General features: G+C 59.4%; 9 protein-coding genes. 5 read left to right on the top strand and 4 right to left on the bottom strand.

Features of this window, described 5'->3' with window-relative positions; genetic code table 11:
• Positions 1-3: 3 nt before the first annotated feature.
• Positions 4-375 (top strand): translational machinery protein, encoded by a 372-nt coding sequence (locus tag ABD720_RS13910; protein WP_344763937.1) that lies wholly within the window; start codon positions 4-6, stop codon positions 373-375.
• Positions 376-385: 10 nt separating this feature from the next.
• The gene (locus tag ABD720_RS13905; protein ID WP_344763936.1) at positions 386-1,258 is read left to right on the top strand and encodes a universal stress protein; all 873 of its coding nucleotides are present in this window, start codon (positions 386-388) and stop codon (positions 1,256-1,258) included.
• A gap of 43 nt (positions 1,259-1,301) precedes the next feature.
• Here ABD720_RS13905 and ABD720_RS13900 read toward each other — a convergent pair whose 3' ends face one another.
• Positions 1,302-3,011: a methyl-accepting chemotaxis protein gene (locus ABD720_RS13900; protein WP_344763935.1), complete on the bottom strand. Its 1,710-nt coding sequence runs from the start codon at positions 3,009-3,011 to the stop codon at positions 1,302-1,304.
• A gap of 351 nt (positions 3,012-3,362) precedes the next feature.
• Between ABD720_RS13900 and ABD720_RS13895 the strand changes: the two genes are divergently transcribed.
• The gene (locus tag ABD720_RS13895; RefSeq protein ID WP_344763934.1) at positions 3,363-4,703 is read left to right on the top strand and encodes a hemolysin family protein; all 1,341 of its coding nucleotides are present in this window, start codon (positions 3,363-3,365) and stop codon (positions 4,701-4,703) included.
• Between the two features lie 94 nt (positions 4,704-4,797).
• Positions 4,798-5,469: a ribose-5-phosphate isomerase RpiA gene (rpiA, locus tag ABD720_RS13890; RefSeq protein ID WP_344763933.1), complete on the top strand. Its 672-nt coding sequence runs from the start codon at positions 4,798-4,800 to the stop codon at positions 5,467-5,469.
• A 94-nt stretch (positions 5,470-5,563) separates the two neighbouring features.
• Here rpiA and ABD720_RS13885 read toward each other — a convergent pair whose 3' ends face one another.
• From ABD720_RS13885 to argA, 3 genes are all read right to left on the bottom strand, one after another.
• Complete coding sequence (locus ABD720_RS13885) at positions 5,564-7,573, bottom strand: hypothetical protein (RefSeq protein ID WP_344763932.1); 2,010 nt, start codon at positions 7,571-7,573, stop codon at positions 5,564-5,566.
• A 704-nt stretch (positions 7,574-8,277) separates the two neighbouring features.
• A complete protein-coding gene (locus ABD720_RS13880) occupies positions 8,278-8,550 on the bottom strand; it encodes an oxidative damage protection protein (protein WP_344763931.1) in 273 nt (90 codons plus the stop codon).
• A gap of 45 nt (positions 8,551-8,595) precedes the next feature.
• Positions 8,596-9,906: an amino-acid N-acetyltransferase gene (argA, locus tag ABD720_RS13875; RefSeq protein WP_344763930.1), complete on the bottom strand. Its 1,311-nt coding sequence runs from the start codon at positions 9,904-9,906 to the stop codon at positions 8,596-8,598.
• A 25-nt stretch (positions 9,907-9,931) separates the two neighbouring features.
• Between argA and hrpA the strand changes: the two genes are divergently transcribed.
• Positions 9,932-13,870 carry an ATP-dependent RNA helicase HrpA gene (gene hrpA, locus ABD720_RS13870; protein WP_344763929.1) on the top strand — a complete coding sequence of 1,313 codons (3,939 nt, stop codon included), beginning with the start codon at positions 9,932-9,934 and terminating at the stop codon, positions 13,868-13,870.
• Positions 13,871-13,897: the final 27 nt, after the last annotated feature.

The raw sequence follows: 13,897 nt of genomic DNA, 5'->3' as shown, positions 1-13,897 counted from the left end.
TTCATGTCATTCAATCACGTCGTAGTCTGGATCGATCATGCGCAGGCCCATCTGATCCACTTTAATCCTGACGCCTCGGAAAGCGAGATGATCAACCTGCATTCGACGCACAACGCGGTTCATGTCGCGTCGGACAAGGAAGGCCCGGCCGCCCATCAGTATCTGGAGCAAGTGGCAAGCGCCCTGGCCGGTGCAGGCGAGATCCTGGTGGTTGGCCCTGGTGTCGAAAAACTCGTGCTGATGAAATATTTGTCGAAGCACCAGCCGGCAGTGGCGGACCACGTCGTCAGCGTGGAAACCGTCGACCATCCAACCGACGGACAGTTACTTGCCTACGCGCGCAAATACTTTGTCCGTGCCGATCGACTTCTGTAAAGGATGCTCCATGAATTACCCATCGATACTGGTTCACGTCGACGCGTCCAGCCGCACCGCAGAACGCGTGCGGATTGCGGCCGAAATGGCGCTGCGTGATGACGCGCATCTGATAGGCACGGCCACCACGGGTGTCTCGGGATTGTTCTATTTGCCGGGGGCGATCGGCGAAGGCAACCTGCAACTGGGTGCGATGCTGGACATGCTCAAGCAACGCGGCAACTTTGCCCTGGAGGGCTTCACGGCGATCGTTGACAAGATGGGCGTGCGATCTTTTGAAACCCGTTTGGCCGACGAGGAAGCAGGCCCCGGCATCAGCCTGCAAGCCCGTTATTGTGACCTGGTGATCATCGGGCAAACCGATCCGGGTGAGTCGTCACCGTCAGTCACCGATCAGTTTCCGGAATATGTCGTGATGCACTCGGCCCGTCCGGTGCTGATCATTCCGTACGCCGGCCATTTCGAACACATAGGTCGCCGCGTGCTGATCGGTTGGGATGGCAGCATGCAGGCCACACGTGCCGTGACGGCCTCGATTGCATTGCTGCGGCAAGCCGGGTCAGTCCAGCTGGTGGTGTTCAATCCGACCGCAAAGGCCGGGGTGCACGGTGACCAGCCGGGTGCCGACATCGCACTCTATCTGGCGCGTCATGGCATCAAGGTCGAGGTGTCGGTCCAGACCACCTACGACAGCAACTCGTCGATCGGACGAACGACCGATCTCGACATCGGCAACGCCTTGCTCTCGCATGCAGCCGATATCGGCGCCGATCTGATCGTCATGGGTGGCTACGCCCATTCGCGCTTCCGGCAGGTCTTGCTGGGCGGTGTCACCAACACCATCCTGTCGTCGATGACCGTACCGGTGCTGATGGCGCATTGATGCTCAGGGAGAGCGCGCAGGGCGGGCCTTCGGTACCGCTTTCTCAAAACTCTTCCCAGTCGCCTCCTGTCGCTGCAGCAACTGGTGTCGACAGCGCCTTTGCCTGTCTGGCCGGCACCACGGCAGGCCGCTTCTGCGTTGCACGGGGCAGGGCAGCTACATCGGGCCGAACGACGGCTTTAGGCGGCTGAACACGCGCGTCGTTTCTGCCTGCCGTCTTGAAGACACTCACCACTCCGACCAGATTTCCTGCCTGATCCTGCAGCGATGCTGCTGCTGCTGCCGCCTGTTCGACCAGTGCGGCATTTTGCTGCGTGACGTCATCCATTTGCATGATGGCCTGGTTGATCTGGTCGATCCCGGCGGTCTGTTCCTGGCTGGCCGCTGTAATTTCGCCGATGATATCGGTGACACGGCGCACGCTGGCGACGACTTCGGTCATGGTCGCGCCGGCCTGATCGACCAGTCGCGTGCCGGCATCGACTTTTTCTACCGAGTCGTTGATGAGCTCCTTGATTTCTTTTGCTGCACTGGCGCTGCGTTGTGCCAGGCTGCGCACTTCCGACGCCACCACCGCAAAACCGCGACCCTGCTCACCCGCACGCGCCGCTTCGACCGCTGCGTTGAGCGCGAGAATGTTGGTCTGGAAGGCAATGCCATCGATGACGCCGATAATGTCGGCGATCTTCCGGGCAGACTCGTTGATTGCGCCCATGGTGGTCACCACCTGCGACACCACGGCGCCACCCTTGACGGCAACGTCGGAGGCATTGACGGCCAATTGATTGGCCTGGCGTGCGTTGTCGGCGTTCTGCTTGACAGTGCTGGTCAGCTCTTCCATCGACGACGCGGTTTCTTCCAGCGCACTGGCCTGTTGCTCGGTGCGGGACGACAAGTCGAGGTTGCCGGTGGCGATCTGGCCGGACGCCGTGGCGATCGTATCGGTCGACTGGCGGATGTCGCCGACTGTTGTTGCCAGATTCAATTGCATCTCGTGCATGGCAAATAGCAGACTATGCCGATCGCCGTTGCGGGTGGCAACCTGTACGGTCAGGTCGCCCGAGGCGATTGTGCGGACGATCTCCAGCGCGTAATCGGGCTCGCCGCCGAGTTGGCGATAGACACTGCGGATCAGGAAAAACGCGCAGCATCCCGCAATCAGTACGCTGCCGATAATTGCGATGATAACGAGTGCCTGTATCGTCGCGTAACGCTCTTTCGCTTGGTCGTATTCTTTTTTTGCTTCACGCACCTGCAACGCTTGCAATGCTTCGATACCAGTCGTGACAGGCAAATAAAGTGCCTTGTAATTGGCTTCCAGTTTGGTGGCGACGTCGATCTTGTTGTCTTTCAAGGCTGTCACCATCGCACTCAGTCCATCTTTGAGCATCGTCGAACGGTCCGCTGTGAACTTGTCGGCCAATACCTTTTCTTCAGGCGTCAGGTAGGTCGCCATATAGGCAGTCCAGGTCTGGTCGATCTCAGCGGCATTTTTCTTGATCGTTTCGGTCTTCAGTTGAATGTTTGCAGCCACCGGATCGCGCATTGCTTCTTCAATGGCAGTCCGATTCAGTTGCAACAGGTGATCGATAGTCGAGATCTGCGCCAATGCCACGGTGCGGTCCTCATACACTGTCCGCAATCCTTCATTTGCCTGGCGCATGCCGAACAAGCCGGTCAGTCCGATGGCGAGAGACAACAACGAAAGAAAGCCGATCACGGTGATCAGGCGGGCTTTTAATGTCATGTTCATTAGTATTTTCCGGTGAGGTAAATCATCCCGATCGTTGAATTGGTGCCCATCGGCTGGGTTCGTTTTCCGTCGCTTCTTTCACGGCAACGCGATGCGCCGTCATGCCATTCGTCATACGGATGTGGTCTCGTTCCATCAATAGACCCCACCCATGAGCACCGACGTCAATGAAACATACCGAAAGTAACATTTAATTACAACAAGTAATGTTGCATTTATTCATTATTTTTCTGCCTAGCTCCGCAAGTGCACAGCTGTCCCGCTTTTTTCCGGCGAGACCGGTTTGCGCTGGGGCGTCAACTTCGCGGCATTTGCGTCTACACTGCACGCTTCCCGACTATCCTCACCTTCATGAACGACATCCTGCTGATTCTTCTCGCGCTATTTCTGGTGGCACTGAATGGTTTTTTTGTGGCTGCCGAATTCGGGATGGTCAAATTGCGCCAGACGCGCATCCGGGCGATTGCCAAAACCCAGGGGCTGCGCGGCCGCATCCTTGCAAAAGTGCATCGGCAGCTCGACTCGTATTTGTCTGCCTGCCAGCTCGGTATCACGCTGGCATCACTGGGTCTGGGCTGGGTTGGCGAACCGGCGTTTGCCAGCTTGCTGCATCCGCTCTTTATCGCCATCGGCGTCACCTCGGAGAGCTTCATTCATCTGGTCTCGTTCGGTTTTGCCTTTCTGGTGATTTCGTTCCTGCATATCGTGGTCGGTGAACTGGCGCCAAAATCCATGGCGATCCGCAATCCCGAGCAGGTCGGCCTTTGGTGTGCGGTGCCGCTGTACGGTTTTTACTGGAGCATGTATCCGATCATCTGGGTGCTGAACAAGAGCGCCAATGGCGTGCTGAAACTGGCCGGGCTGGGCAATACGCATGGCAATGACACGCACTATTCCGCCGACGAACTCAAACTGATCCTGCGCACCAGCCGGCCCGGTGAAAAATTCAACCGTGATGAATGGAATGTACTGGCGCAGACGCTCGATTTCAGCGAGCTCGATGTCGGTGACCTGATGCGGCCTGCGCATGAAATGGCGGTTCTGCATGCCGGCCAGTCGCTGGCGGAGAACCTGAAAGTGGTCTATCGCAGCCGGTTCAGCCGCTATCCGTATTTCGATGCCGATCAACGCGAAGTGCTCGGCGTGATCCATCTGAAAGACCTGTTCCTGGCGCAGCAGGAAGGCAAGACGGTCGATAACCTGGAGCAGTTTTTCAGGCCGGTGCAAACCGTCTCGCCGCGCATGTCGGCACTGGAGCTGTTTCGGCGTTTTCGCAAGGGCGCGCCGCATTTTGCGGTGGTCGGCCAGCCCGGCCAGAAACCCGTCGGATTCCTGACGCTGGACAATCTGCTCGGTGCGCTGGTGGGCGAAATCCGCGATGAATTTCGCCAGAACGACCAGGACTGGACGCGTCTGGATGACGGTACGCTGGTCGGCAAGGGCAGCCTGCCGATCTACACGCTGGAACGCATACTCGCCATCGATATCGAAAACGAAGCACTCGATCTCGATGACATCGATTCGGTCGGCGGACTGGTCATGGCCAAGCTGGGGGATATCCCGACCGAGGGGCAACGGGTCGAATTCGACCAGTTCGATGTCATGGTCAAGAAAATGACCGGGCCGCGCATTGTGCTGGTACGGGTAACTCCGAAGCAGGTTGATGTCGATGAATTCGGGCTGTCGGGTTGATTGCCGCCTGATTACCGCCTGATTACCGCCTGATTCCGGACTGGCCCGCTGACCCGGTTAAAATGCGCGGTTCCCAATCACCTGCCTACCTATCATGACCCAAGACGAACTCAAGCAAGCCGTGGCCCGTGCCGCCATTTCCCATGTCGTTGACGGTGACATCGTTGGTGTCGGCACTGGCTCGACAGCGAATTTTTTCATCGACGAACTGGCGCTGATCAAACACCGGATCAAGGGTGCTGTCGCCTCTTCCGAAGGCACTGCCGAACGCCTCGCTGCGCATGGCATTGAGGTATTCGACCTCAACGAGGTCACGTCGCTGTCAGTCTATATCGACGGCGCCGACGAAATCGACGCCACTGGCGCGATGATCAAGGGTGGTGGCGCGGCACTCACCCGTGAAAAAATTGTCGCCTCGGTCGCGACCAAATTCGTGTGTATCGCGGATGGCTCGAAGCTGGTGGAGGTACTGGGCGCCTTTGCCTTGCCGGTCGAGGTGATTCCGATGGCGCGCACGGTGGTGGCACAACATCTTGCCGCGCTGGGTGGCACACCGCGCTTGCGCGTCAGGGACGGTCGTGCGCTGCTGACCGATAACGGCAACGTCATCATCGACGTCGCCGGCCTGAAGATCACCGATCCGCTCGCCCTCGAAGCGGCGATCAATGCCATCGTTGGTGTCGTGACGGTCGGCTTGTTCGCGCAACGTGGTGCGGATGTTGCCTTGCTTGGTACTGCCGATGGTGTGCGTACGCTGACGTTTTGAATTCACGGCACCTTGAACGACAGGTGCTCAGCCGTCATTGGTCAGCAAATCGGGCCTGTTCCACTGCCGGTACCAGCGCCGGATTTTTTTCGGATCAAGGCTTGATCAGGCTGACCCGGGTTCCCCAATTCGTCAGCGCTACGCGCGTTCCATTGCAGCTGAACAAATTCGAAGGTGTAGTGAATTCGGCCAGACTGCAGCGTTGACCGATGTACTCCGATGCAATCCAGATATGGTCGCCATCAATGGCCGCCGCCGCATAATCTCCCCATCGTCCACCGCTCAGACCAAATGCGTTGTAGCCGCCGAACTCGTCGTCCGGACCTTTGCCAATCCCGACGATCTTGACTGGATTGCCTCGATGTCCTTTCGCGTTACTGAAGCGGATATATGCGGCGCTCGGAAAATGATCGTCACCGACCAACGTGAATCCGATCAGCCCTTTGCCATTGGGCAACGCGGCGATGGCAGGGCGGGTGACGCTGTTGTTGGCAAACGCGAGCTTGCCTTGCCTGAACACCGACGCGCTGACCCGGTTGCCTGACACGTTCGGCTTCAACACGTAATAGGCAACGCCGGCCTGTTCCTTGCCGCCGACGGTGACGACGGTGTCGAGGGCGCCATAGAGTCGATTAGCGGTAAAAAATACCTGCTGCATCCGTGAGTCGTTCGGATCGAGCGGCACCAGGGTTTCTGTCACGGCGGGCTGGTTCGTCGTCAGGTAATTCCAGCAGCCGATACCGAACGGTGTTGGCAATGCCCTGTCATTGAGACAATCGCGCAAAGGCGCCACACCAGGTTTCTGTTTGATCACCGGTGGCACGCCATAGGTATCGACATTGACGACATCGTGCAACAGCGTGAGGTTGGGGTTGGCTGTTGCCAGCGATGACGTATTGCCGAGCGCCCAGACCCGCAGGCGGCTATCGTTGCCGGAATTGGCAAAGACCGCCACAGAGCTCAATAGATATTCGGTACCGCGATTGTCATTTTCAACGTCGCCAGCCGGCGAGACCGCTGGCCAGACCGTAAATCCCGGATTGCCATCCAGCAGATAGTCGGCAGTATCCAGTTGCACCACCTGCACCGTGCTGCTGCCGGCCACCAGCGCTGCTTTCGGAAGCGCATAAATTTGCGCGCTATTGAAGCCGCCCGAGAACGGAAATTCATTGGTGGTCAGGTAGATCCCATGGGCATCGGCACCGATATGCGGATAGTCGCCAAGGCAGGGGCAATTCGGATGTGATGGCGTGCCCTCGGTGCCGTCATTCTGTACCGGCAATCGATACACCGACCAGCTTTCCAGCGGATTGCCAGAGTTGCTGACTGCCAGATCCAGATGGTTGGTGCCGGTCAAGTTTCCGCTGGAGGGAAAGGTGTCGAGCGTCAGTACCGCATGGAACCAGCGATTGACCTGCGGATCGAAATAGCAAACGGGATCAGTTATCGCGGGGCCGAACCGTGGCGGATTGGCCCCGCGGTCAATTGCCGCCGGATAGCCATAAAATGAATTCAGGTCAACGTCACCCGACAGCGACTTGCCGGAGCGGTCGGTGATTTTGAGGACGGTATTGACCGAGCTCAGTACGTAGCCATTGCCGGCGCATAGCGCCTGATCCGGAGGCTGGACACTGAACTGATTGCCCTTGTTGGCCAGGCGCTGGTTGCGCGAATTTGGCCCGTCGAAACTGGCAAGAACACGCTTGGTGATGCGCTTCGGATTGCGTTGATCCGCATTCTCGTCATCATCGGCATCATCGCCAACGTCCTCTCCCTCTGTCAGCGACTCGACAAATTCGCCCTTGCCGGTGGCGGTTGCAATGCTGCGGTTGATCTTGAACTTTTCAGCGCGTTGCAATACGCCCTTGATCGCTTGCGTGCCGACTCGACCGGTCGAGCTGGGACCATCTGCCAGATTCGGCACGCGATCAAAGATCGGTGAGGTTTCGGGTAGCGCCAGGCCAGTGGTGCCGGAAACGGTGGCTGGAAGCTGGATTGTTCCGCTGCGAGCGATTTGGCGAGCGACGGTCGCTGCGCTCGCGGACAGGCCGAACGACGATGTCAGTAGGGCGATGAGTACCCAGATGCTTGTTTTACGGTGCATTGTTCTCTCCAGAAATAGGCTTGCCTGAAACACGGATCGGTGCGAACGTGGACACACCGAATTGGCCTGCATCGGGTGTTGCGAGTTCGTTTTCCATGCTGGCTAACCGTCGCTGGGGCAAGGATGAGTCGGGTCAAGTGATCTATCCACTTGGCCTCGATTGCGTCAAGGAGCAAGCAAATTTTGTTGTGTTTGTGCTGAGGTTGTTTCTGCAGTGGCAAACCGCTGACTGATTTCTTGGCAGCGTTGTTTGCTGGTCGGACTTGGCCGTGAAAGGGGGACCGATACCGATTGTGCATGCCAGTTGTCGACAACGGGAGCGCTGTAGTGGTCCGCATCGTGACTTGACGCATGTTGGGCTTGGCAGCCCAACCTACGATTCGGCAACGGAGACGACGCTTTATTTGCAGCGCAACCTCCGCCATGAAAACTACCGACTGTTGGGCTGCCAAGCCCAACATGCGTCAAGCTTCCTGTAAAGTCTGCGTGAGCTAATGCGATTTGCGCTCAATCAGACAGCCGCTCTGACCGTTGCGACACAATCCCGATCGTGTCGCAACGGTACCGAATGGTCCGCCGCAATGACAAACGCCAAAAAAAAGAGCCCTCAGGCTCTTTTGTGCATTCTGTGTCGCATCACCAGAGATGGCATCGGGCGTACATACCGTCAGCCCATAGCCACCGCGCGTCGCCCGCGATCCAGCTCAGTCTGCCGGCGGTACATACCCTTGCGCGGCATCGGCACCATCGCCAAAGAAATGCTTTTCCATTTGCGTCGCCAGGTATTTGCGGGCGCGCAGGTCGGCCAGGTTCAGGCGGTTTTCATTGACCAGCATGGTCTGGTGTTTCAGCCAGGCGGCCCAGGCTTCTTTCGAGACCGTTTCCCAGATCCGTTTGCCGAGTTCGCCCGGGTACGGTGGAAAGTCCAGTCCTTCAGCTTCCTTGTCGAGTTTGATGCAATGAATCATGCGTGCCATGTGGGTGTCCTTGTTCGATTGAATTGGGTGTCTTGGTAGGGTTGGTTACAACGTCTTGACCAGCACCAGCGATTTGCGCTGCCAGTTATACATGTGCTGGCGATCTTTGGGTAACGCGTCCACCGACGCCGGTACGAAGCCGCGTTTGAGGAACCAGTGCGCAGTGCGCGTGGTCAGCACGAACAGCTTCTTGAACCCCTGTGCGCGGGCGCGGTTTTCCATGTGCTTGAGGATGCGTTCGCCATCGCCTTGCGCCTGGACTTCCGGGTTCACGGTCAGGCAAGCCATCTCGGCCATTTTTTCGGCAGGGAACGGATACAGCGCGGCACATCCGAAGATCACGCCGTCATGTTCGATGACCGAAAAATTCTCCACTTCGCGTTCGATCAGTTCGCGCCCGCGCTTGACCAGCGTGCCATCAGCTTCCAGCGGTTCGATCAGTTTCAGGATGCCGCCGACGTCTTCGATGGTGGCTTCGCGCAGGGTTTCGAGGTTCTGGTACGAGATCATCGTGCCCACGCCATCATGCGTGAACAGTTCCAGCAAGGCCGAGCCATCCAGCGCAAACGGCACGATGTGTGCCCGCGCCACGCCGCCGTTGCAGGCCTTGATCGCATGCTGCAAATAGAACGTGGCATCGCCCGGCAGGAAGCGCGCGCTGAGTACGGCCTCGGCCTGATGCGCGGACAGCTCACGGATTTCTTCGCCGGCCGCATCGGTCATCATCGGCGTTTCGGTGATGAAGATCAGCTTGTCGGCGCGCAGCGCAATGGCGGCGGAAACGGCCACGTCTTCCATGGTCAGGTTGAAAATTTCGCCGGTCGGTGAAAACCCCAGCGGCGACAACAGGATCAGTCCGCCGGCGTCCAGAATCGGATGGATCGTTTCATACGCCACCTTGCGCGCCACGCCGGTCAGTTCGAGATCAACGCCATCGATCACGCCGAGCGGTTTGGCGGTGACAAAATTACCGGAGATGATACGAATCGCGGCGTGTGCCATCGGCGTGTTCGGCAAGCCCTGGCTGAAGGCCGCTTCGATATCCAGGCGCAATTCGCCGGCCGCTTCTTTGGCGCATTCGAGTGCCGCGCTGTCGGTGATGCGCAAGCCGTTGTGAAAACGCTCTTCGGCATGGCGCAATGCCAGCTGTTCGGCCACCTGCGGACGCGAGCCGTGCACGATGACGACCCTGATGCCGAGCGCATGCAACAGCGACAGATCCTGGGCCAGTACCGGCAGTGCGCCTGACAGCACCAGCTCGCCGGGAAACGCCACCACGAAGGTCTTGTTACGAAAGGCGTGAATGTAGGGCGCGACGGAGCGCAGCCACTGGACGAACTCGATGGGTGTTTGCATGAGGCGCATTATAATTCGCTCCGCCATGACATCCCCCGAACCAATACAAAAAAGTCCGCTCGGCGTTCCCGCCCGCCGACAGCCTCGTCCGCCCGCCGCCGCACCCGTGCGCAACACCCTGCCGCCGATCACGTATCCGGAGGAGTTGCCGGTCTCCGGTCGCCGCGACGACATTGCCGCTGCGCTACGGGCGCATCAGGTCATCATCGTTTGTGGTGAAACCGGCTCCGGCAAAACCACCCAGCTGCCCAAGATTTGCCTGGAACTTGGTCGCGGCCAGACCGGGCTGATCGGCCACACGCAGCCGCGCCGGATTGCGGCATCGGCGACCGCCAAGCGGATTGCCCAGGAATTGAATTCGCCACTCGGCGAGCTGGTCGGTTTCAAGGTGCGCTTTACCGACACGCTATCAAACGGTGCCTGGATCAAGCTGATGACCGACGGCATCCTGCTGGCGGAAACCCAGACCGATCCGTTGCTGCGCCAGTACGACACCATCATCATCGACGAGGCGCATGAACGCAGCCTGAACATCGACTTTCTGCTGGGCTACCTGAAGCAATTGCTGCCCCGGCGCCCGGACCTGAAAATCATCATCACCTCGGCCACCATCGACGCCGACCGCTTTGCGCGCCACTTCGGCAGCGACGACCAGCCGGCGCCGGTGATCGAAGTATCGGGCCGCCTGTATCCTGTGGAAATCCGCTATCGCCCGGTTGACTCCAGCGACCGCAGCGAAGTCAAGCCGGGTGCAGCAGCCAAGTCTGCACCGAGCACCGCGCAAAAGGAACGCGGCCAGCGCGACCTGATGGAAGCGATTACCGAAGCTGTCGACGAGCTGAGCCGGATCGGTTCCGGCGACGTGCTGGTGTTCCTGCCCGGCGAGCGCGAAATCCGCGACGCCGCCGAAGCCTTGCGCAAGCACCATCCGCCGCATGTCGAGATCCTGCCGCTGTTTGCGCGGCTCTCGGCACAGGAGCAGGAGCGGGTCTTCAAGCCGTCCGGCGCACGCCGCATCGTGCTGGCCACCAACGTCGCCGAAACCTCGCTGACGGTGCCCGGCATCCGCTACGTGGTCGATGCCGGTCTGGCGCGGGTCAAACGCTACAGCTATCGCAACAAGGTCGAGCAGTTGCAGATCGAAGCGGTGGCGCAATCGGCGGCCAACCAGCGCGCCGGTCGTTGCGGCCGGGTCGCTGCCGGTGTCTGTATCCGGCTCTACGAAGAAAAGGATTATTTGTTGCGGCCGGCCTTCACCGAGCCGGAAATCCTGCGCTCGTCGCTGGCCTCGGTGATCCTGCGCATGAAGTCGCTGCATCTGACCGATGTCGAAACCTTCCCGTTCATCGAACCGCCACCTGGCCGGGCGATTGCCGATGGCTACCAGTTGCTGCAGGAACTGGGCGCGGTCGATGACAACAACGCGCTGACGCCGATCGGTCGCCAGCTCGGCAAATTGCCGCTCGACCCGCGTGTGGGCCGCATGATTCTGGCTGCGCTCGACAACGTCTGCCTGCGTGAAGTGCTGATCATCGCCTCGGCCCTGTCGGTGCAGGACCCGCGTGACCGGCCGCTGGAAGTGCAGGCCGCGGCCGATCTCGCGCACAAGAAGTTCGCCGACGAGAAATCCGAATTCACCAGCTACCTGAAAATCTGGAGCTGGTTCGAAGACGCCATCGAACACAAGAAAACCAATCGCCAGTTGCAGGACAGCTGCCGCGCCAACTTCCTGTCGCAGATGCGTTTGCGCGAATGGCGCGATGTCCATTCGCAATTGCTGACCATCGTCAAAGAGCAGGGCTGGCGCCTCAACGACACCCCGGCGACCTACGAGAATCTGCATTCGGCACTGCTGACCGGTTTGCTCGGCAACGTCGGTTTCAAGTCCGATGAGGACACGCATTACCTGGGCGCTCGTGCGATCAAGTTCCATATCTGGCCTGGCTCCAGCCTGCTGAAAAAAGCCGGCAAGTGGATCATGGCAGCCGAACTGGTCGACACCACGCGACTATATGCGCGTTGCGTGGCGCAGATCCAGCCGGAATGGCTGGAACGCGTCGGCGCGCATCTGCTGAAAAAATCCTGGGGCGAGCCACGCTGGGAAAAGCGGACGGCCCAGGTGACCGCGTCGGAACGCGCCACGCTGTACGGGCTGGTGGTCTACAGCCAGCGCCGCATCAATTTCGGCCTGATCAATCCGGTCGAGGCACGCGAGATTTTCATCCGCGATGCGCTGGTCGGCGGCGAGTTCGAGACCCGCGCACCGTTCTTTGCCTACAACAACAACCTGATCCGCGAGATCGAAAACCTCGAGCACAAATCGCGCCGCCTCGACGTGCTGGTCGATGAAGAACTGATCGCCGCGTTTTACGACAAGGTGCTACCGGCCGATATCTGCAACGGCATCACGTTTGAAAAATGGCACAAGGACGCCACCCGCGTCGAGCCGAAATTGCTGTACCTGAACCGCGACGACCTGATGCGGCACGAAGCGGCCGGCATCACCACCGACCTGTTTCCGAAACTGCTGCCGGGTGTTGGCATCGAGATGCCACTGTCCTACCATTTCGAGCCGGGTTCGCCGCGCGATGGCGTGACGCTGACGGTGCCGCTGTTTTCGTTGAACCAGCTGTCGGCGGCGCGCTGCGACTGGCTGGTGCCCGGCATGCTGAAAGAAAAAGTCCATCTGCTGCTGAAATCGCTGCCGCAAAAATTGCGCCGCAATTGCGTGCCGTTGCCGCACTACGCCGCGGCTTTTCTGGATCGCGTCGATGAACAAAAGACCTTCGGACGCGGCAGCCTGATCGAAGCGATCATCGCCGACGTGCGGGTGCACGCGCACATCACGCCGCTGCTCAGCGACTTCAAGGCCGAGACCTTGCCGGCGCATCACTTCATGAATTTCAAGGTGATCGACGAGCATGGCCGTCAGCTGGAGATGGGCCGCAATCTGGGCGCGTTGCAGGCCGAATTCGGTGGCCAGGCGCGCGAGAGTTTCCAGAAGATTGCCGAGTCGACGGCGATCACCAATGTGCCGGTCGCGCAGCCGAAAGCGGCAGCAAAGACCCGCACCAGCCAGTTCACGGCACCAGCGGCGACGCCCACCCAACATCAAAAACTGACCGCCTGGACCTTCGGCGAACTGCCGGAGCTGCTCGAAATCCAGCAGGGAAAACTGACATTGATCGGTTTTCCGGCGCTGGTCGATCACGTTACGCATTGCGATCTGGAAGTCTTTGATGATCCCACCGAGGCGGCGCGCATCCATCGTGGCGGCTTGCGCCGGTTGCTGGCCTTGCAATTGCGCGAGCAACTCAAGTACCTCGAAAAAAACATCCCCGGCCTGCAGCAAATGGGCATGCAATTCATGTCGCTGGGATCGCAGGAAGAATTGCGCGACCAGATCATTGAGGCCGGGCTGGAACGCGCCTGTCTGCAGGAGCCACTGCCGCGCACGGCGGCCGAATTCGAGGCGCGCAAGGAAGCCGGCAAATCGCGCCTTGGGCTGCTGGTCAATGAAATTGCCCGGCTGGTCGGACTGATCCTGACCGAATACCACGCGCTGCCAAAAAAGCTCCAGGGCGCCAAAGGGCACGCCCAGACCGTGGCCGACATACAGGCGCAATTGCAGGGCCTGGTCGGCAAGCGCTTCGTCACCGAAACCAGTTACACCAGCCTGACGCAGTTCCCGCGCTACCTGAAAGCCATCAATGTGCGGCTCGAAAAACTGCGTATCGATCCGACCCGGGATGCGCGCTGGCTGGGTGAATGGCAGCAGGCTGCGCAGCCGTGGCAGCGAGGTCTGTCAGTCAAGCAGACCGGCCGCACGGCTGATCCGAAAATGGCCGAGTATCGCTGGTTGCTGGAGGAGTTGCGCGTGTCGCTGTTTGCACAGGAACTGAAGACACCGATGCCGGTGTCGGCCAAGCGCTTGCAAAAGGTGTGGGAATCGATGCAGCGATAGGGCGGGGAGGGGAGATGACGGTTGCGG

This window comes from Actimicrobium antarcticum, from assembly GCF_039536745.1.
Classification (GTDB): Bacteria; Pseudomonadota; Gammaproteobacteria; order Burkholderiales; family Burkholderiaceae_D; genus Actimicrobium; species Actimicrobium antarcticum.
Note: the sequence above shows the minus strand (reverse complement) of the source record. Positions and strands in the feature narration are given on the sequence as shown.